The organism is Thermoanaerobacter uzonensis DSM 18761 (assembly GCF_900129115.1).
Classification (GTDB): domain Bacteria; phylum Bacillota; class Thermoanaerobacteria; order Thermoanaerobacterales; family Thermoanaerobacteraceae; genus Thermoanaerobacter; species Thermoanaerobacter uzonensis.
The window spans coordinates 64,303-84,534 of sequence record NZ_FQUR01000015.1 but is presented as its reverse complement, the minus strand read 5'-3'; the positions used below and the strand labels follow the sequence as shown (position 1 = coordinate 84,534).

23 protein-coding genes, 2 tRNA genes and 1 riboswitch are annotated in these 20,232 nt (G+C 33.1%); of the genes, 4 read left to right on the top strand and 21 right to left on the bottom strand.

Translation table 11 applies throughout. The features are described 5' to 3' along the window. The 8 genes from BUB32_RS09700 to BUB32_RS09665 form a co-directional block, all read right to left on the bottom strand. On the bottom strand, positions 1-314 hold a 314-nt coding region (locus BUB32_RS09700; protein WP_234949267.1), incomplete at its 3' end, for an IS607 family transposase. 107 nt (positions 315-421) lie between these two features. Beyond that, positions 422-1,126, bottom strand: coding sequence for an HAD family hydrolase (locus BUB32_RS09695; protein ID WP_072969204.1), 705 nt, complete (start codon positions 1,124-1,126; stop codon positions 422-424). Positions 1,127-1,203: 77 nt separating this feature from the next. Beyond that, positions 1,204-1,704, bottom strand: a complete 501-nt coding sequence (locus tag BUB32_RS09690; RefSeq protein ID WP_072969203.1) for an ECF transporter S component — start codon at positions 1,702-1,704, stop codon at positions 1,204-1,206. A gap of 124 nt (positions 1,705-1,828) precedes the next feature. Beyond that, entirely contained in the window at positions 1,829-2,014 is a 186-nt protein-coding gene (locus tag BUB32_RS09685; RefSeq protein ID WP_042832788.1) for an aspartyl-phosphate phosphatase Spo0E family protein, read from the bottom strand. 72 nt (positions 2,015-2,086) lie between these two features. Next, entirely contained in the window at positions 2,087-2,305 is a 219-nt protein-coding gene (locus BUB32_RS09680) for a hypothetical protein (protein ID WP_072969202.1), read from the bottom strand. A gap of 82 nt (positions 2,306-2,387) precedes the next feature. Continuing rightward, entirely contained in the window at positions 2,388-3,590 is a 1,203-nt protein-coding gene (locus BUB32_RS09675; protein WP_072969201.1) for an alanyl-tRNA editing protein, read from the bottom strand. 51 nt (positions 3,591-3,641) lie between these two features. Continuing rightward, positions 3,642-4,517: a branched-chain-amino-acid transaminase gene (gene ilvE / locus BUB32_RS09670; RefSeq protein WP_072969200.1), complete on the bottom strand. Its 876-nt coding sequence runs from the start codon at positions 4,515-4,517 to the stop codon at positions 3,642-3,644. 115 nt (positions 4,518-4,632) lie between these two features. Further along, positions 4,633-4,803, bottom strand: a complete 171-nt coding sequence (locus BUB32_RS09665; RefSeq protein WP_003869538.1) for a DUF362 domain-containing protein — start codon at positions 4,801-4,803, stop codon at positions 4,633-4,635. 168 nt (positions 4,804-4,971) lie between these two features. Between BUB32_RS09665 and BUB32_RS09660 the strand changes: the two genes are divergently transcribed. Then, positions 4,972-5,045: transfer RNA gene (locus BUB32_RS09660), tRNA-Gln, on the top strand. A gap of 4 nt (positions 5,046-5,049) precedes the next feature. Next, positions 5,050-5,125 (top strand) — tRNA-Glu (locus tag BUB32_RS09655). A 39-nt stretch (positions 5,126-5,164) separates the two neighbouring features. Here the strand turns inward: BUB32_RS09655 and BUB32_RS12985 are convergent. Together BUB32_RS12985 and gltX are read right to left on the bottom strand one after the other, a co-directional pair. Then, complete coding sequence (locus tag BUB32_RS12985) at positions 5,165-5,326, bottom strand: hypothetical protein (protein WP_200773875.1); 162 nt, start codon at positions 5,324-5,326, stop codon at positions 5,165-5,167. Positions 5,327-5,454: 128 nt separating this feature from the next. Next, positions 5,455-6,894 (bottom strand): glutamate--tRNA ligase, encoded by a 1,440-nt coding sequence (gltX, locus tag BUB32_RS09650; protein WP_072969199.1) that lies wholly within the window; start codon positions 6,892-6,894, stop codon positions 5,455-5,457. A gap of 129 nt (positions 6,895-7,023) precedes the next feature. Between gltX and BUB32_RS09645 the strand changes: the two genes are divergently transcribed. Continuing rightward, positions 7,024-7,497, top strand: a complete 474-nt coding sequence (locus BUB32_RS09645; protein ID WP_042832781.1) for a phosphatidylglycerophosphatase A family protein — start codon at positions 7,024-7,026, stop codon at positions 7,495-7,497. 4 nt (positions 7,498-7,501) lie between these two features. Here the strand turns inward: BUB32_RS09645 and BUB32_RS09640 are convergent, their stop codons facing one another. Both BUB32_RS09640 and BUB32_RS09635 read right to left on the bottom strand, forming a co-directional pair. After that, complete coding sequence (locus tag BUB32_RS09640; RefSeq protein ID WP_072969198.1) at positions 7,502-8,560, bottom strand: coiled-coil domain-containing protein; 1,059 nt, start codon at positions 8,558-8,560, stop codon at positions 7,502-7,504. Positions 8,561-8,616: 56 nt separating this feature from the next. Then, a complete protein-coding gene (locus tag BUB32_RS09635) occupies positions 8,617-9,222 on the bottom strand; it encodes a helix-hairpin-helix domain-containing protein (RefSeq protein WP_072969197.1) in 606 nt (201 codons plus the stop codon). Positions 9,223-9,340: 118 nt separating this feature from the next. On the opposite strand from BUB32_RS09635, the gene BUB32_RS09630 reads away from it, so the two are divergent. After that, positions 9,341-10,603 carry a D-alanyl-D-alanine carboxypeptidase family protein gene (locus tag BUB32_RS09630; protein WP_072969196.1) on the top strand — a complete coding sequence of 421 codons (1,263 nt, stop codon included), beginning with the start codon at positions 9,341-9,343 and terminating at the stop codon, positions 10,601-10,603. 27 nt (positions 10,604-10,630) lie between these two features. Here the strand turns inward: BUB32_RS09630 and asnB are convergent, their stop codons facing one another. From asnB to obgE, 9 genes are all read right to left on the bottom strand, one after another. Next, the gene (gene asnB, locus BUB32_RS09625; protein WP_072969195.1) at positions 10,631-12,142 is read right to left on the bottom strand and encodes an asparagine synthase B; all 1,512 of its coding nucleotides are present in this window, start codon (positions 12,140-12,142) and stop codon (positions 10,631-10,633) included. Positions 12,143-12,218: 76 nt separating this feature from the next. After that, the gene (locus BUB32_RS09620) at positions 12,219-13,871 is read right to left on the bottom strand and encodes a cobalamin-dependent protein (protein ID WP_072969194.1); all 1,653 of its coding nucleotides are present in this window, start codon (positions 13,869-13,871) and stop codon (positions 12,219-12,221) included. Further along, on the bottom strand, positions 13,868-14,968 hold the full coding sequence (locus BUB32_RS09615; RefSeq protein ID WP_072969193.1) for an NAD/NADP-dependent octopine/nopaline dehydrogenase family protein: 1,101 nt from the start codon (positions 14,966-14,968) through the stop codon (positions 13,868-13,870). Before BUB32_RS09615 ends, BUB32_RS09620 begins: the two co-directional genes overlap by 4 nt. A gap of 101 nt (positions 14,969-15,069) precedes the next feature. After that, positions 15,070-15,203: riboswitch (cyclic di-AMP (ydaO/yuaA leader) on the bottom strand. 62 nt (positions 15,204-15,265) lie between these two features. Then, positions 15,266-15,916, bottom strand: a complete 651-nt coding sequence (locus BUB32_RS09610; RefSeq protein WP_072969192.1) for a helix-turn-helix transcriptional regulator — start codon at positions 15,914-15,916, stop codon at positions 15,266-15,268. 136 nt (positions 15,917-16,052) lie between these two features. Continuing rightward, entirely contained in the window at positions 16,053-16,406 is a 354-nt protein-coding gene (gene rsfS, locus BUB32_RS09605) for a ribosome silencing factor (protein WP_042832773.1), read from the bottom strand. A 16-nt stretch (positions 16,407-16,422) separates the two neighbouring features. Then, the gene (locus tag BUB32_RS09600) at positions 16,423-17,613 is read right to left on the bottom strand and encodes an LCP family protein (RefSeq protein WP_072969191.1); all 1,191 of its coding nucleotides are present in this window, start codon (positions 17,611-17,613) and stop codon (positions 16,423-16,425) included. Further along, positions 17,610-18,194 (bottom strand): bis(5'-nucleosyl)-tetraphosphatase (symmetrical) YqeK, encoded by a 585-nt coding sequence (gene yqeK / locus BUB32_RS09595; RefSeq protein ID WP_072969190.1) that lies wholly within the window; start codon positions 18,192-18,194, stop codon positions 17,610-17,612. Before yqeK ends, BUB32_RS09600 begins: the two co-directional genes overlap by 4 nt. Further along, on the bottom strand, positions 18,184-18,819 hold the full coding sequence (gene nadD / locus BUB32_RS09590) for a nicotinate-nucleotide adenylyltransferase (protein WP_072969189.1): 636 nt from the start codon (positions 18,817-18,819) through the stop codon (positions 18,184-18,186). Before nadD ends, yqeK begins: the two co-directional genes overlap by 11 nt. Positions 18,820-18,941: 122 nt before the next feature. Next, the gene (obgE, locus tag BUB32_RS09585) at positions 18,942-20,213 is read right to left on the bottom strand and encodes a GTPase ObgE (protein WP_072969188.1); all 1,272 of its coding nucleotides are present in this window, start codon (positions 20,211-20,213) and stop codon (positions 18,942-18,944) included. Positions 20,214-20,232: the final 19 nt, after the last annotated feature.

Here is a 20,232-nt window from a genome sequence, read left to right as displayed (position 1 = left end):
TTGATTTTATTTAAAAGCTTTAATAAGCCTCTCCTGTTTTCATTTACTCCACTTGCTATTTCAGATATGACTTCATACTGCCATCCCTGGAAATTAGCGTATTCTTCAAGCCTTCTAATTTGATTCTTAAGATATTCTTCTTGTTTCTTTGTGGACACTCTTGCATACAAAACTACTTTAGGTTTTGGTTCTTCTTCCAGCATGCCTAATAATTTCTCTATATCTTCTTTTTTGTACCTTCTTCTTCCTTTTGGTGTTCTAACTGGGGTTATTAATCCTTCCTTTTCCCAGTTTATTAACGTAATTCTGCTTATATCATATAGCTATTTAACCTTTTTTATAGTTAATAACATTCATCATCACCCAATTAAAATTATATCATTTTTTACTACTAATTCCAACTGTTTTGACCTCCTTTTTATCAAAGTTTAGAGACAAACTCACAAAAATCTTTGTAACTACCCCTTTGTGTCGCTACTATATTTTTTGAATTTCTATTTATCATATAGTCCTCAATTAAAAAAGTCTTCATCCCCAACTTAAAAGCTATCAAGTCCTCTTCCACATCATTTCCCACCATATAACAATTTTCCGGCTTTTTATCTATAATTTTTAATATCTCTTCATAGTATTGTATATGGGGTTTACAAAAATGCATATTTTCATAAGTAGTTATAAAGTCAAAATAACTTTCATTAAGGCCTGCCCATCTAAGCCTCTCTAAAATTGCAATTCTTGGAAATACAGGATTGGTTGCTAAAACAAGTGTATAGCCTTTTTCTTTCAAAATCTCTAAAGCCTTCTTGACGTATTCATTAGCTTTAATATTTTTCCCCAATTCTTTGTAATCATTTAAATAAAAGTCTTCAAAAAGTACATACAATTCTTCTTTTGGATAATTAACTTTTTTTAAAAAAGACTCAAAAAACACCTCTTCATTGGTTTTGTTGGGGTCCAAATTGTTTATCATGTCCATACTAGCACTATAAAGGCTTTTAAACAGAAAATGAGGATCAAATAGATTGGAAAGCTTTTTTGTAAGACTTAAAAAGTATTCCTCTAACATCTTCTCCGTATCGACAGGAAGCAATGTCCCGTCCAAGTCAAATAAAAATGTATTTATCATTTTTCTCACCCCAATTTTCCTTTCCCTATATAATGATATATTTTTACATAAAAAAAAGCAAGGTTTAAAAATCCCTGCTACACTTTGTTAAATAGTTCCAATCGAGATATCAAGCGTATCAAAATATACCCTATTATTATACTTGCAAAACCCTGCACTAAATTACTTGGTACATCAACTAATGAAGTTTTAAAACCGTACATAATTCCTCCTGCGATATAGTATCCTAACACCATCCATAAGGCTCCTATGACAAGAGAAACAACCCTTAAATATTCATTAATATATTTTTTATACATAAGTCCAACAATCAACCCTTCTATCCCTTTAATTATAAAAGTCCACGGTGCCCAATATGCATAGCCTGACAATAAGTCCGCTAAAGCTGAACCAATTCCTCCAGTTACAAATCCCATTGTAGGACCAAATAAAGTAGAAGTCAAGAATATAAAAGAATCACCTACGTTTATATAGCCTTTTGTAGCCGGAGTTGGTATCTGAATCACCATAGTACCAATAGTAACCAATGCCATCATAAAAGCCCCATATACTATTTTTTTAACGTTATTTTGTTCCATATTTCCACCTCCAATAAATGTATGTATGATAGTTATATTATAACATACAATTGTAATGGTGCAATCATAACAATATAATAACAAAAAAAGAAAAGCCTTCTTTTATTAAAAGTCTTAAAAGGCTTTAGATATAGTTTCCCACTGCGGAATACCTATCTTTTTTGGTAATTATATATGAAACAATCAAATCATCTAGTTTACGACTTATATCAAGCACTTTTTCATAGTCAATCTCTTCTTTAGTAACAAGGTTATCCAGTTCTTTCCGCAAAACACTTATCTGTATTTCTAAGGCTTCATTACTTTTCATTTTGTTTACCCCTTTTTAAAAGTTCGTATATACAATTTTACCATCATAATACAAAAATTACAATAGGTTTTATTAAGAAACAACCCTTAATTTATCTACTATATTAACCAATTTCTTATAAATTTCTACAATTTCTCGTCCACACTCTACTTTCCAATCATTTTCTCCCTCATTTATCTGCCATGCTTCATTGGCTAGCATCCTATTTAAGATATCATCACTTTTTATTTTTTCCTTAATTCTCTCCATGTTTCGTTTTAATTCTTCCTCTACTTTTTTTGCTACACCCATTTCCCTACTCTCCCCATTTTAAATATTTATTATAATATATTCTATATATGTTATAAATTTCCTGCTAAAATTTCAAAATTTTTTACATTTTATTTATTTCGTCTATAACAATACTCAACGCCTTGTCCATTGCTAATTCTAATCTGTCTGGGGAGCCTCCACCTTGGCAAATATAAGCATTTCCTCCACCTTTTCCGTCAAAAACCCTTAATACCTCTTTAAAAAATCCATTCACCACAATGTCCACATCGCCAGATCTTGAAACCACTAAATCTCCTGTTTCTCCTCTTTTATTCCCAAGTATAGCTATACATTTGTCATTAGAAGCTATGTATTTAGCTAACATTTTTAGCTCTTCTGCCCTTCTATTTTCATAAAGCTTGTATACTATGCGTATACCACCATATAACTCTGAACTTGTTATCAGATTCCTTGACTCTTCTAACAACATGTTTTCTTTCAAAATATTAACTTCTTTTTTAACCTCTTTATTCTCTTCAAGTAATTTTGACACATGTTCTAAAATATTCTCTTCTTGTTCGGAAAGAAGGCGAGAAAGAGCATTTACATAATTATTTTTTATGTGATAATCGTATAGTGCTCTAAATCCAGCTACAAATTCCAACCTTATGCCTTTATTGTTTTTTCCCCAATTTTTTATTTTCACAATTCCTATTTCTCCTGTAGTCCTAACGTGAGTGCCCCCACAAGGAGAATAATCTATCCCTTCTATCTCTACTATTCTTATATTTTCATTGACTTGTGGAGACTTTCTAAGAGGTAGCTTTTTTAACAATTCTTCATCTGCAAAATAAGTCTTAACAGGTATATTTTTGTATATCAAGCCATTTACTTCTTTTTCTACTTCAAAAGCCTCTTCTTCGTTGAAAGTATCTTTTGTTATAGTTATGTGGGAAGAATTATTCCCAATAGAAAAGCTTTGCGTATGAGCTCCATATTTTTTCTCCAAAACAGCTGATAAAAGATGTTGTCCTGTGTGCTGCTGCATGTGGTCAAATCTTCTCTCCCAATCAACTTGGCAATGTACTTTTATAATCTCAGGACATTTATCTATAACATGATATACAGTATCGTTTTCCTCATATACTTTGTAAACTTTACTACCGTCGATTATGCCGGTATCACTTGGTTGACCTCCACTTTCAGGATAAAAACAAGTTTTGTCTAACACTATTTTCCATTTGTTATTCATTTTTCTTTTATCTATGATATTAGCATCAAATTCAGTAATATAACTATCCTCATAAAAAAGCTTTTCTGTCATAGCAATCATCCCTTCTTTATAAGAATTGCATGGAAGTCATCCATGCAATTCTTATTCATAAACTTTTGTCCCTAAAACAGTAGTGAGTTTTCTAAACTCTTCTATTATCTTTTTCGTTATGGGACCAGGTTTCCCATCCCCTATTGACCTATGATCTACCTCTACTACTGGTATTGCTTCAGCAGCTGTACCTGTCAAGAAACATTCATCTGCAGTGTAGACATTAAACAACGAAAAATACTTTTCTTCAAAAGGGATCCTTAATTGCTTTGCTATATCAATAACCGTAGCTCTTGTAATTCCTCCTAATGCTCCTACTGCGGAAGGAGGAGCATATAAAGTACCATTTGAAACTATAAAAATATTGTCACCGGTACATTCAGCCACATATCCTTCTTGGTTTAATATAAGAGCTTCAGGATATCCTGCTTTTACTGCTTCAATTTTTGCAAGTATGTTGTTTAAATAATTTAATGACTTTATCTGGGGATCTAAAGCCTGAATAGAATTTCTCCTATAAGTAGAGGTGATAATTTTTAAGCCGTTTTGATACATAGATTCAGGATATAAAGTAATCTTATCAGCTATTATTACGACTGTAGGTTTGGGACATTTATATGGGTCAAGGCCTAAATCACCTTTTCCTCTCGATACTACAAGCCTTATATAAGCATCTCTTAGATTATTAACTCTTACCGTTTCAACAACTTTTTCTTTCATCTCCTCTATCGTCATAGGAATGTCGAGAAGAAGTGCTTTTGCCATACTATAAAGCCTTCTTAAGTGCTCATCAAGTTTGAATATAACTCCATCATAAGCCCTTATGCCCTCAAAAATGCCATCCCCATAAAGATAGCCATGGTCAAAAACCGAGACTGAAGCTTTTTCACTGTCTACAAATTCTCCATTTACATATACTAACCCCATTATGACTCCTCCTTTACTTCAAATTAATTTAGCAAAATTTTATCACTTAAAAAGAGTTTAGTCAATGTAATATAAAAAACAAAAAGCCCTATTTGGGGGCTTTTTGTTTTTTTAGTTATTCAGCTTTTATAGCACCTGTTGGGCACACAGCTTCACAAGCACCACAGTCAATACAAGTATCAGGGTCAATCTCGTATTTTCCATCCCCTTCATGGATAGCATCTACCGGGCATTCAGCCGCACAAGCTCCGCAGCTTATACATTCATCAGTGATATAATGTGCCATTATTTTCCCCTCCCTGTATACAGTATGTAGCTCCAGAAAAATTATAAATTATTTATACAGAATTGTAAATAATCAAATTAAACTTTAAGAATTAAATAAAATTTTAAAAAATATGAGGGGTATTGTCAAATTATAAAACCTATGTTATAATTACTTTCGTCAAGGCGCTGCCGAATGGTGTAATGGTAGCACAGGTGACTCTGGATCATCTAGTCTAGGTTCGAGTCCTAGTTCGGCAGCCATTCTGGCCCCATCGTCTAGCGGCCTAGGACATCGCCCTCTCACGGCGAAGACAGGGGTTCGAGTCCCCTTGGGGCTACCAATATAAAAAATGAAGAAAAAGGCATTCGGTGGATGCCTTTTATATTTTTAATATAGCTTTTATCAGTAAACCTCCAAAAAGAGCTATGAGCATACTTAACATTGTCCCTATTAAATAGTATTCTGCAAAATCTTTATTATCTAACTCTTTATATCTTGCAATGGAATTTAATCCCTTTTGCCAACAATTCTCGTGAACCAATTATGTCTCCTATTATCACTATGTACTCACAATATCACCCTTCCATGGGTTAAAATAATAGTATCACCCTTATAAGGGTAATACTATTATCATAATAGTAAAAATTGTATACCATGTCAATATTTTTATTATTTCTTCATCTTTTCAATAAAATCTATGGCTTTTTCAATTCTCTCTATAGTTGTTTCTTTTCCCAAAAGTTCCATTATGTCAAATAGTCCTGGTCCAAAAGTTCTCCCCGAAATAGCTAATCTCGTGGGATGGAAAAGTTCACCACTAGATATTTGCAATTCCTCCACAAGTTTGCGATAGGATTCCTCAGTTGTAAATTTATTAAAAGGCTCGACTTCTTTTAAAGTCACTACTGCTTTTCTTAGGATATCCACAACTTTTTCTTTAGTAAAATACTTTTTAACTCCTTTTTCCTCATATTCATTAACTTCTGTAAAATAATAACTCATTGCATCAGCTATATCCACAAGAGTTTTTTCCCTTTCTCTTACTGCACTTACTATTTTTTTGATATAATCATAATCGAAATCCTCCCTAATTAAGTTTTTAGCTTTCAAAAATGGGATAACTGCTTCAGTTAATTTATCTAGATCATAATTCCTTATGTAATGGCCGTTTATCCAAGTCAGCTTTTGTACATCGTAAACAGCTGGATTTTTTGATACCCTTTCCAAAGTAAATTCTTTTATGCTTTTTGACACATCAAAAATTTCTTCCCCATTTTTTGGCATCCATCCCAGCAAGGTTATATAATTTATAATTGCTTCAGGAAGATACCCCTGGTCTCTAAACTCCTGCACAGAAGTCGCTCCATGTCTTTTACTAAGTTTACTCCTATCAGGAGCTAAAACCATAGACACATGAGCAAATTGAGGAATTCCTAATCCTAAAGCTTCATAAATTAGTATTTGCTTTGGAGTATTTGACAAATGTTCCTCTGCCCGGATGACATGAGTTATCCCCATTTGGTAATCATCTACCACAGTAGCGAAGTTATAAGTAGGCATGTTATCTGATTTCATAATTATAAAGTCATCAAAGGTGGAATTATCAAACTCTACATCCCCTCTTATTATGTCGTGAACCACTGTCTTCCCTTGTTGAGGTACTTTTAATCTTATTACAGGTTTTCTCCCCTGCCTTAAATACTCCACTATTTGCTCTTTAGTCAAATTTCTACATTTCCCCGTATACATTGGAGGTCTGCCTTCTCTTTCTGCCTGCTTTCTCATTTCTTCTAACTCTTCTTTTGTGCAAAAACAGTAGTAAGCCTTTCCTTCCTCTAATAATTTATTTGCAAATTTTCTATATTCTTCTATCCTTTGCGATTGGTAGATAGGTCCTTCATCCCAATCAATACCTAACCACCGAAGTCCATCAAGTATTCCTTTCATGGATTCTTCTGTTGACCTTTCTAAATCAGTATCATCAACCCTTAAAATAAATTTTCCTCCATTGTGCCTTGCAAAAAGCCAATTAAAGAGAGCAGTTCTGGCACCACCTATATGTAAACTCCCTGTAGGACTTGGAGCAAATCTTGCTCTTACTTCACTCATCTTCTCACCTCTTCATAAGTTTAAACTATTTTGATTATACTTTAATTGAAGTGTTTTTTCAACAAAGAAGTATTTCAACAAAAATTTGTGGTATAATCATACTATAAACTTAAAAAAGGAGCTGTTAAAATGAAAGATATTGCTATAAACCTTTTAGAAGAAAGAGGAGTTACATTAGAAGATATGGCAGTATTAGTATTAGACTTGCAAAAAAAATATTACGATGATTTAACAATAGAGGAATGCATAGAAAATTTACATCATGTACTTGAGAAAAGGGAAGTTCAAAATGCAATCTTGACAGGAATCGCTTTAGACAAACTAGCAGAAAAAGACCTATTAGAAGAACCTCTTTTGTCCATTTTAAAAAGAGATGAACCCTTATATGGCATTGATGAAATTTTAGCCTTAAGCATTACAAATGTTTATGGTTCTATAGGTCTTACTAATTTTGGATATCTTGATAAAGTAAAACCCGGCATAATAGGAAAACTTAATGAAGATAAAGAAAAAAAGTGTAATACCTTTATTGATGACCTAGTAGCTGCAATAATCGCCGCAGCTTGTGCTAGAATTGCCCATTCTAAAAAAGAAGTTTTATAAAAAACTATTTTTCTAAAGTAAACTTTACATAGCCTTCTTCTGCCTCCACCTTTTTTAATTTAAATCCTTCAACAGGAATTTTAATGTTTATAGTCGTGTCATAGCCATAAAGAATTTTTTGAAGCAACTGACCACTAATTTTTATATCCCCTATATTTAGAGAATTTATTAACAATTTAATTTTGTTATCTTCTATCACAAAATTACCTTTTAAAGTGTATAAATCATCATCTTTTATTTCAAAACCTTCTTTACTAAAAGATACTGTTAGATCTTTTAACTTATCACTATAAGAGCGTATCATCTTTGTTACATCAACATCAGTAAAAGAAGCTGATACGTTAAAAAAGGAAAAACTCAAATCCTTATACTCCAAAGTATCCCATGGAAATTGAGAAAGGTGGCTTAATAAATAATCTAAAGAAGGAAACATTTTGCCCAAATTATCAGCCATTGCAAATATCTTTTGATAATCTGCGATTTTCTTTTTTATTTCGTCTAACATTTGGCTTTTAGCTAACCTTAATTCATCTATTTTTTTTAGCAATTCTATTTGTTCTTTTTGTTTTTCTATAAGCTGCAATCTTTGAGAGGTTAATCTATTTTCCTCTTCTCTTTTATATTTTACAAGCTTATTTAAATTTTCTAGTTTATTGTAAAAATAATTGGTTACAATGTCTATGTAAATAAGCCTATGCAATAATTCACTAGAATTTTGTGACATAAGTAGAAGTGATAATATGGCATTTGTCCCATCCATATACAAAAACCTAAACCAAGTCTTTACTATCTCTTTTTCATTTTCTATGTCTTTATCTACCATTTGTATTTCTTTATATTTTTCCTGAATAGCTACAGTTAAATTTTCAATCTCTATTGTTAAATCGTCCAAAGATTTTTGAGTTTTAAGCCTTTCTACCTCAAGATTTAATAGCTCTAATACAAGTTTTTGTTCCTCCTGCTTCGCCTTATCAAAATCCGAAGAAGTATCATTTTGCGCTGGTACTAGTATAAAATTAAATAAAAATATAATCCCAATTATAATAGCTATTAACTTTTTCATAAAACCCCTCATTTAATATAGCATTTTTTGTTCTACATGGAACTATTTAACATCAGTTAGTCCACAGTAATCTTGTCTTTTATCTGTTCAAACATTTTAGGACCTATTCTAGGAACATTCATTATGTCTTCAATTTTTTTAAAGGAGCCTTTACTTTCTCTAAATTCAATTATCCTTTCAGCCGTCACAGGTCCTATTCCTGGCAAAGTTTGCAATTCTTCTTTAGTCGCAGTATTTATATTTATTTTTTCATTTTTTTGTATTGCACTAGTAGGAGAAATATTATTTGTTTCACCCTTTTTTGGAACTCTTATCATTTGTTCATCCTTAACTTTCTGCGCGAGATTTATATTTGTGAGGTCTGCTTCTTCCAAAGGTCCTCCTGCTTTATTTATAGCATCTATAATCCTTTCTCCTTCTTTCATAGTGTAAACTCCTGGATTTTTTACTAATCCTGTCACATATACTTTTATTTCCAAAGGCTTTTCTTTGTTCTCTTCATTTTTTACAATTCTTTCCATTGACACACTCTCATTGCTTGCATTGACGACAAATTCATTTTTTAATTTATAATTTTTGTAAATTATATATCCTGAAAATGCCAATATAAAGCATAATATAACAACTATAGCATATTGCTGTTTTTTTGAAAAATAAGGCATACTAACACCTCTTTTTACAGCTTCCTTTATTTATTTCTACATGAATTAAAAAATTCCTTTTTATTTTTCATGTTTTTTTGGTATACTTTAAATATCAGCATAAATTGGAGGCATAAAAATGAAAAAAATATTGATATTTTTAATTGTACTATTCATTGTAATAGGTCAAATTACTCCTATCTATGCTATTACACAAAAGCCAGAAATAGTTGGTCCAACTGCAGTATTAATGGATTTTACTACTGGCCAAGTGTTATATGATAAAAATATGCACAAAAGAATGTACCCTGCCAGTACAACCAAGATTCTTACTGCAATTATTGCCATCGAAAGAGGAAACTTAAATGATATCGTAACTGCAAGCGATAATGTTACAAAAATAGACGGAAATTCTATCTATCTTTCTCCCGGTGAAAAGCTCACTTTAGAGCAGTTACTCTATGCTATTATGCTAGAATCAGCTAATGATGCTGCCATCGCCATCGCTGAATATATTGGGGGAAGTGTAGAAAATTTTGCTAAAATAATGAATGAAAAAGCTAAGGAAATTGGGGCTCATGATAGTCATTTTGTAAATCCAAATGGTCTCCCTGATGAAAATCATTATTCCACCCCTTACGATATGGCATTAATAGCAAGGTATGCAATGCAAAACCCTGAATTTAGAAAAATAGTAACTACAATACATTATCAAATTCCCCCTACTAATAAGTTTGAGAAAGTAAGAGACCTATGGTTAAGCAATCGCTTAATTAAACCTTCGAGCTTTCACTATGAAGGCGCTGATGGAGTAAAAACGGGATACACGGTTGCAGCAGGTCAAGTTTTAGTAGCTTCTGCAACAAGAAATGGACATAGACTTATATCCGTCATAATGGGAGACCAAGGAACAAATATCTGGACAGATACTATAAAGCTTTTAGACTACGGATTTCAAAACTTTACTTTAGTGAAAAAAACAGAAAAAGGTGAGGTAGTAACATATATCGACTTAGGAAAATCTCACTTTAAACTTCCTCTTATAGCGAAAGAAGACTTTTATTATGAAGTCCCCAAAGGGCAAGAAAATTCTATAGAAGCTCAAATAATATTAAATAAAAACATAAAAGCGCCAATAAATAAAGGAGAAACATTAGGATACATTAAATACACTTTAAATGAAAAGGAAATAGGTACCAATCCTCTTATTGCAGCCGAATCTGTTTATAAAAACTTTTGGGGAAATTATTATAAAGATGTACAATCTTCTGAGGTAAAAAATACAATGTATACTAACCCTGTAAGATTCATTACTGGAACAGCAATTTTAGGAATAGCTTTTATCCTTTGGAGAAGGCGGAAAATTAGAAATAGAAAGAAATATATTTTTTCAAAATATTGATTTAAAAAAAGGGCAGAATGCCCTTTTTTATGCATATATTTGGTTGTCATTGAGACTCCTACTTCTTCCCATGTCCTTTATAAAGGAATCAACATTAAAAAATCTTTTTAAAATTTTAAAATAATACAACTCTTCTTTAGACTTTATTTCAAAACCGTTAGGTAGAAATCTATTTTTTAGGTACTCTGCATCACTAATTTCTGATTCGGCTATTTTATTTAATATTTCAGATGTACCAGTTCCTATTGAAAATTTTTCTTTTCTTCTCCATACAATTGATTCTGGTAAATAATTTTCTGCAAGCTTTCTAAGTATCCACTTTTCAGTTTTTTCTCGGCCGTTAATTTTAAAGGATGGTATTATTTTAAATGCATACCGTAATACTTCTAAATCTAAAAATGGTACACGTCCCTCAATGGAATGTGCCATTGTCATTCTGTCAACTCTTTGAAGATTTGTATTATGCAAATTTCGAGTTATATATTTTAATTCAGATTGTAATTCCCAAGGATTTGTATAATTTTTAAGGTAATGGTATCCGCTAAATAACTCATCAGCACCTTCTCCCGAAAGGATAACTTTTACGTAATTGCTTGCAAGTTTTGATACAAAATATGTTGCAACAGCACTTCTGACTAAGGCTGGATCACAGGATTCAAGATGATATATAACTTTGGGCAAAACTTTTTTTATGTCCTCCTCTGTATAAATAAATTCATGGTGAATCGTACCTACATAATCAGCAACAACTCTGGCATTCTTTAAGTCATTACTTCCTTCAACACCTACTGCAAATGAGTGAAGGGGATTTTTGTATTTTGCTGCTATTGCTGCTATAAGGCTACTATCCAATCCACCACTTAAAAATACTCCAACAGGCACATCAGCAATCAACCTTTTTCTTACTGAATCCTCTAATCTAAGCCTTAATCCATTAATAATATTATCAACATCTGCAAAATGCATCGGATCCTGCGGAATTGAATAATATCTCTCAAATCCGTTTCCAGTTGTATAAATATATCCATTAGGAAATTCATTTATATCATCAGTTACTTCCTGAAGTGCTTTGATCTCTGAAGCAAAGGCAAAATAGCCTTCTTTTGTTTTACCATAATACAATGGCTTTATTCCTAAGGGATCGCGAGCAATAAATATGGTCTTTTTTTCAGAGTCATAAATAGCTAAAGCAAACATTCCATCAATATAGTTAACACAATTTTTACCTAGTTCTTCATACAAATGAACTATTACTTCACTATCAGTATCTGTGTAGAAAATATGATTTTTTAACTCTTTATGCAATAATTGGTAATTGTAAATTTCTCCATTATAAATAAGCCAATATCTGCCATCTTCGTTTTTTATAGGTTGCCGTCCATGATAAAGGTCAATTATTGTCAACCTATTATGGCCTAATGTAATATTTTCGTCTGCAAAAATACCTGACTCATCCGGGCCACGATGTCGTATTTTCTCAAGCATCCTTTGTACTTTGCTCTTATCACCAGTTCCTATAATTCCTGCTAATCCACACATTTCCTATCATTCCTCCCTTTTAGATATAAAACAAATTAAATAGGAACGTAAGAAAAGATCTTACGTTCCTGAATTTTCACACTTCTATAGTTGATTTTCCATATTCACGTAAAATCTTTTCTACCCTTTCTTTTTCAGGTATTATTCTGTGTTTTTCATAGTCATAAGCATAGCATGCCCCATCTATAACTTTGGTTTGTAGTGCTCCTTTAGCGTATTTGTTACCTTTGAGATGAGGTGCATCTAATAGACCAATCTTTATAGCCAATGCTAATACGTCTGGATCAGAAAGTGGATCAGGACTGTGAGGTGCCAAGCTCTTTATCGCTTCCAATAAAACCCTTGTCTCTTTCTTTAACTGTTCTTTTCTTTGAATTACTTCTTTATCCTGAGTCAAATCAGGCATTCCAAACATAGAGTTTTTTATCACGGCTTTTACTATTTTAACGCTTTCAATTATATCTTCTGGCGTTGCAGCATGATGAGCTTCACAATATCCCACTACGTGATATATATGAGGTCTTATAGCCATAGAGAGATAAGCACTAGAAGCCAATTGGCCTTTAGCCTCTAAAAGGTCAGTTGGAAAACTTGCAAGTCCTGCTCTTGCTTGCCTTATAACTCTGAAATTTTCATCTTGCAATTCTTCTATTAGCTCTATCTTAGCCAACATCTTTGCCAAATCCATTTTTGGTGAAATAGAAGCAGGCACGTTAAACATAAACTGAGCTACATAGTCTCTAACACCCATTTTCTTTGCATTATATGCCGCAAGATATGCCATTGTTACCCCAATTACATCATGAGCATCCCTCAAGCTCCAATGGTGTGGCTCATTTACCTCCACTGGTACACCCCTTTCGGCGTGCCATTTCATCAATTGTTGATTTTCTCTGATTGAAGTATTAACATCTCTTGGACCTCTTCCATCGAGAACATTGTACCAGCTAAGTGGTATTGCTGCCCACGCATTGTGGATCGTTCTTAAAAGCATTTCTGCCATCTTAAATACGTCATTTGTGCCACTATAGCACCTTAAAAGAGGATAATTACCTCTTCTTGAAGCCTCATATATCCTTAATAAGTCTTCTTCCTTTCTTATAGGGACACCGCCTGCTCCATCTAAAGCTTTGTCATATTTTTTATCAAAGAAGTGTTCTTGTGCATTTTGGTCTGGGGCAAGAGAAATTACATCTAAAATTTCTGCCTCTGCTATCTTCTTAACACCTTCTATAGTATCTTCCAATGAAGGAAGCCCAAAGTGGTGTCTTATGATAGGATAGGGGAATTTGTCCTCTATTCTTCCTATTAGTGTATCAGCAAAAACCCGCTGTCTATGATTTGTACTTCCTCCTCTTAAAAAATTAATTGTAGCTTCATCGCCATTTTTACCATCAAAAACTGCTGCAAATATTCCCGACCTTCTCGCTACTTCTGCATTAGGTTCTGTACCACCAAACACCCATTTTATATCTTTTAAATTGTTAAATTCTATTTCTCTTTTAAGTTCTTCTAAAAGTTTTTCAAGAGCTGACGGAGTTAGTCTAAAGCTTACTCCTACAATCTCTGGCTTATGTTCTTTAACAGCTTCAATCAATTTTTTAATAGGAACTGCAGGGCCTAAAAATACAGTCTCATAACCTTGCTGTTCTGCAAATCTCAAAAAATTATACACACCTGCTACATGGACGCAATTGCCTATCGCTGCCGCTACAATTAACTTTTTCATGCTGTCGTTACCTCCTTTCTTTTTCCTTCCACCAATTCTATAATTTCTTCAACTGTCATACCTTGTATGCCAAGCTTTTCAGCCGTTCTTCCAATTTTCCAATAATCTTTTCCATGCATAACTGAAGCAAGATGTATAACAGCATCAATAGTTGGAGTCTTAATGCCTATTTCTTTCCCTATAGAAGACATAGGCACCAAACTCATAGGAACGTCTTCAAATATATAACGACAGTCTAATGTTTGAGGAGCTAATAAACCAACATAAGCTTTTGTATTTTGAATTGCCTCATATAGATTTTCTCCTTCCGTATTATAACTTTCTTTTAGCCATCTTTTAGCTGAAATAGCGTTTACACCCAGGGTTTTTGCCACCATCATTCTCTCATTGTCTATTTTCTCCAATATCTTTGCAACAGAAGGAGAAATACCTTCACGATAATATTCAAAATTACCTTTAGTAGTTTCTATTCTCGCTGCATTCAAAAGAGTGGGTGTAGGATGAAAAACAGCTCCAAAATTGTTAAAACTCGTTTCAAGAACATTTTGTGCTGGAATAAATTGAGAAAAGGCAGTATTAAGTGCTTCCACCACCATTTGTGTTCTATCTTTAGGTATTGCAGCAACAGATACAACTTCCTTTATCTTATATATTTTCGATTTTCCCATGGAAGACCTGCAGGCATATATAAAAGTATCTGTTTCTGCAATAACTACATCTAAATCTCCTCTTTTTCTTATAACATTATAAAGCTCTAAAGCACCACCAGTTCTTCCAGGATTTAATACAATTATTTGACCATCCTTAAGATATGGCAGCATCTCTTCAGCAATTTTATAATGGGCAGAAGCAGGAACTACAACTAAAATTATGTCAACATCTCTAATAGCTTTCTCCATGTCATCAGTTATCACATTTAACTTACCAAAGCCTTCCACTTCTCCTTCTAGTTCAATTCCACCTTTTTCTATAATAGGAAGTAATTTTTGATAGGTTCTATTGAACAAATTAACTTTATAACCTTTTAAAGCGAGATGCCCGGATATCGCTTGACCCCCATTCCCAGCTCCAATTACTGCAAAAGAGAGTTGCTTCATTTTGACTACCCCCTTTTAAAGAAATGAAAAAGCTATAGAGGAAAATCTATAGCTTTAACCTTCGGTGTCTGAAAAGACACAAAAAGACACCAATGCTATCATCCTCCTCTTTCAACGCTTACGAGGTTAGCTGACGGATTCGGGTCGAAAGATAACCCTACCATCTTATTACAAAGATGGATTCACCCCGGAAAGTGGTTCCCCCGCTTCTTTACGAATTCAGCGTTTAGCATTTTATTTAATTTTCAATTTATTTTTATTATATCATAAAATCAAAAAGTTGTAAAGGAAAACATACTAATATTTCCCAAAATCCTCTCCTACCCTTATTTCATCTAAGTAATTATATATAGTATATCTGGAAACACACAATATTTTTGCTACGTAATCCACAGCACCTCTTATCAAAAAAGTCCCTTTTTCATCCAACATCTTAACCACTTGTACCTTCTCTTCTTTTGTCATGAAATTCACAGGTTTCCCGTAATTTTCTAACGTTGTGTTTACTATACTTTCCAGCACATCGCTAACACTACCTGTATAAGCCTCTCGAGCCTCTTCATTGGTATCCGTCACATCACAAAACTCTGATAAAGTATTTTTTACCATTATAAATTCCGAAATATCAATATTGATGGTAAGGCATCCAACAGGTTTACCATTTTCATCTTTTATAAAAAGAGCAGATGACTTTAAAATTTTTCCATCTTTGCCTTTATTTTTGTAATTTGTTAAATTTTCTACGTTATCAGATTTTAATACTTTCGATATAGTTTCAGGTAAAGGGCTCCCTACATCTCTTCCTGTTACATGCCCGTTTACAATTGCGATAATTGGACTTTGTGGAGAAGAAAAGTCATGCAATGCTACTTCACAATTTTTTCCAAACGTATGTGCTATTCCTTCCATCATAGGGATTATGCTCTTCAAGATAGGATGTGTCTTCATTGGCTTTAAATCCCCCTAATCATACAATATTAAATATATTCAATGAGGTAATGAAAAATTACTGATAGGGCTATAAAAATATCCGCACAAAAGATAAGATATTAATAAAAAATTTATTAACGTTATTATACATGCCTCAAACAAGGTTGTCAAGCACTATTTCCTTTGCATCTGCCCACAATCTTTCTAAATTATAAAATTCCCTTTCGGGTTGTTGAAATATGTGAACTATTACATCACCATAATCCATTAAAACCCACTTACCCCAATTGTAACCTTCAATATGACCAACAAAAATGCCGTCTTCCATAAGTTTTTTTTCAATTTCGTCTATCAATGCTTTAACGTGAGTATCCGAATTGCCAGTGGCAATAATAAAATAATCTGCAACAATTGTTAAGTCTCCTATATACAAAATCTTTATATCAGAAGCTTTCTTATCTTCTAAAACTTTATAGATTTTAAATACCTTATCTTTTACGTCTATCACTAAATCAACCTCCACTTTATATATTTTTTCCCAAAATTATAGTTATATCAACACTACTGCCTCCATTTGTATCTTCCACTACGATAGCATTTTTTAAAATTTTTTTCAAATCTTCTACTACTTTTTTATCATCAGTCCTATTAATTATCTGAGTAGTGTTGTAAGTGGTACCTATTACATTCCCTATTTTCACTACATCATACCCTTGTTGTTTTAACAAATCAGCTGTCTTTGCGGCTACTCCTGGTACACCACCGCCATTTAAAACCTCTATTTTTATATTTTTGTTAACTGTCATCTCATTAGTTTTATCATCTATATTGCCATCTAAATTCGCCATAAATTGTCTTACTTCTTGGGGATCTGTAATATAATAAGCAATCCCATCAATGTACTGAGGAGTACCAGGCAAAGTAGCTGTTTTTATATTGTCTTTGTCAAGTTTCAAAAGGTAATCTGCATACTTTAGCATAGTAACAGGTGGTATGTTTGTTTCTACGTATTGATTTATGGTTTTTAATATACGATGAATTTTTAACAAAGTACTGGGGTTTTTAGCTTTTTCAAACATTGCTAACAAAAATTCTCTTTGTACTTTGACCCTTTCTAAATCTTGTTCTGCATACCCATGTCTAAATCTCACCAACTGTAAAGCCTTTTCTCCATCCAAAAGCTGTACACCTTTTTTCAAATGTATGTGAAGATTTCCCGCATTGTCATCATAATTCATGTCCATAGGAACGTTCATCTCTACTCCGCCTAAATCATCTACTAACTGTTTAAAACCTTCATATCCAATCTTTACATAATAATCAACAGGTTCTCCAATAAGCTGTGACACCGTATCCATCGCCAACTGAGGCCCACCTATTGGATAAGCAGCGTTTATCTTTTGTGTCCCATATTTGTCAAGTTTAATCATTGTATCTCTTGGAATAGATAAGATATAAGCTTTATTAGTTTTAGGATTATAAGATAATAATATCATAGTATCAGAACGCCTTGGATCTGTTGGTGATGTTTCATCAACTCCCAAAACCAATATATTTATTTTCTGAATCGTTTCTGAATTTTTGTTTTCACTGCTTTTTTTCATCAAAAAGGCATCTGAAGGATTCAGAGACTTTAAATAAATATACCCCCCTACTCCTACAGACAATAAAATTAACAATAATAACACAGATACAATTTTTATTACCTTTCTCATTTATCTCCACTCCCAAGTTTCAGAAGAATATAGTTTCGAGCTTTTACTGTTTTCTCATAAAGAAGTAGTCTCCTCTCTAAAACATAACAAATCGTACTATCAAAAGACTTTAACAAAGCAAGGCCTAAATTTTCCTCAGCTAATCGCCTTAATTCCTCTACTCCTTTAAAATCTCTATTAGGCTCTATATAATCTGCAAGAAATACTATTTCATCCAAAAGGCTCATATTGACATCACCAGTAGTATGAAGAGCAATTGCCTTTTTTATTTCTTGATCTTTTATCCCAAAAATTTCTTCTACCAAATGTGCACCTATAGGACCGTGTAAAAGAAAAGGTGCATTTTTTAAAACTTCATCTACTTCAATTCCATATCTTTGAGCAAACTTTAAAAGTTCTTCATCAGAATAGCTCTTTGCACAATCGTGCAACAAACCTGCAATTTGTGCCTTTTCTACATTAGCACCATATTTTTTAGCAAGGTGCATTGCGGTTTCCATAACACCTATAGAGTGTAAATACCTTTTTTCATCTAACAAATTTCTTAATTTCCTTTTTAAACGTTCTGTGTCATACCCCATTTTCGTCATCCTCTTTGTACAAACCGTACTTTTGAATATATCTTTCCACAGACTCCGGCAGTAAATACTTTATAGGCCGTCCCCCTGCTACTCTTTCCCTTATATCAGTGGAGGAGATAGCCAAAGAAGGAACAGTCACTTTGTAAATGACATTCCCATAAAGTCTTCTAATTTTGTCTAATTCTTCATCTATTCTATTACCCTCAACTCCTGGCCTAGTTGCGGCAACAAAATTACACATCTTTAAAAGCTCATCTGCACTTTTCCAAGTCAAAATCTCTAAAACAGCATCCGCTCCTGTTATAAAATAAAGTTGAGTTTTCTCCCCATAAATTTTTTTAAACTCTTTGATAGTGTCAATAGTATAAGTATACCCTTCTCTGTCAATTTCAATCGTCGATACTTCAAAGAAAGGATTAGTTATTGTGGCAAGAATAGTCATTAAATAACGATGTTTTTTATCTGTCACTTTTCGCTTTACTTTATGAGGCGGGTTACCTGCTGGAACAAAAATTACCTTGTCCAATTTAAACTCAGACCTTACCGCTTCAGCAGTAACTAAATGACCATAATGAATAGGGTCAAAAGTGCCTCCCATTATCCCAAGTCTAAGCTCCCTTCCCAAGTTACTATCCCCCAATTTATATTTCTTTTATATTAACATTATACATCAAAAGAGATAAATTGCACAAGCTTACACTGAGACCTCGTTTAAAGTAAATAAAAAAGTGGAATCAAATTCCACTTTTATTCATAATATTCAAATTCAAAATCTCTCACATTTATTGTATCACCACTTTTAAATCCCTTTTCCTTAAGAGCATCTATTACCCCGCTCTTTCTAAGAAGTATTTCAAAGTATCTTAAAGAATGTTCATCTTGTAAATTTACTCTTTTTAAAAGTTTGTCAATTTTTGTACCGCTAAGATAATAGGTATTATCTTTTACTTCTATATTAAGTGTTTCTTCCTCTTCAGGAGGTGTATATACAATAACTTCTGGCACTTCCTTTATCTCTTCAATCGGAATAGAAGAAAGAATTTCTATAGTCTTATCCAAAAGTTTGTCAATTCCCTCTTTTGTCAAAGCAGATATAGGATATACCTCATAACCTCTTTTTTTGATTTCTTTTTCAAAAGCAGAAAAATTTTCTTTACTGCTTTGTATATCAATTTTATTTGCTGCAACAATTTGAGGCAAAGTAAGTAATCTTTCACTGTAAAGTTTCAGCTCCTCATTTATCTTCTCAAAATCTTCTATAGGATCTCGTCCCTCATTTCCAGATACATCCACCACGTGTATTAACATTTTTGTCCTTTCAATGTGTCGCAAAAAGTCATGACCTAGTCCTTCTCCTCTGTGGGCCCCTTCAATTAAACCTGGAATATCTGCCATTACAAAGGATTTCCCTTTATGTTCTACAACTCCCAAATTAGGTGTCAGTGTTGTAAAAGGATAATTGGCAATTTTAGGTTTTGCTCTTGTGCAACTGGCTAGAAGAGTAGATTTCCCTGCATTAGGAAATCCTATTAATCCTACATCAGCAAGAAGTTTCAGCTCTAACCGTACCCACATTTCTTTGCCTTTTTCGCCGCTTTCAGCAAAACGAGGAGTCTTCAAAGTAGAAGTAGCAAATTTAGTATTCCCTCTTCCTCCCTTACCTCCTTTTAAAACAATAGCTTTTTGATTAGGTTTTACAAGGTCAGCTATAATTTCTCCTGTTTCATCGTTAATTATCAACGTTCCTACAGGAACTTTGATGTACAAATCTTCCCCATTTTTGCCATATTGATTTTTACCTCTGCCGTTTTCTCCATTTTGCGCAACGTATTTTTTCCTGTATTTAAAATCTAACAAAGTAGACAAATTAGGATCTGTTACAAATATTACATCTCCACCTTTTCCTCCGTCGCCACCGTCCGGCCCACCATAAGCAACATATTTTTCCCTTCTAAAAGATATAATTCCATTTCCACCGTCTCCAGCTTTTATGTATATCCTTGCCGTGTCTATAAACAATTCTATCACCTGCCTTATC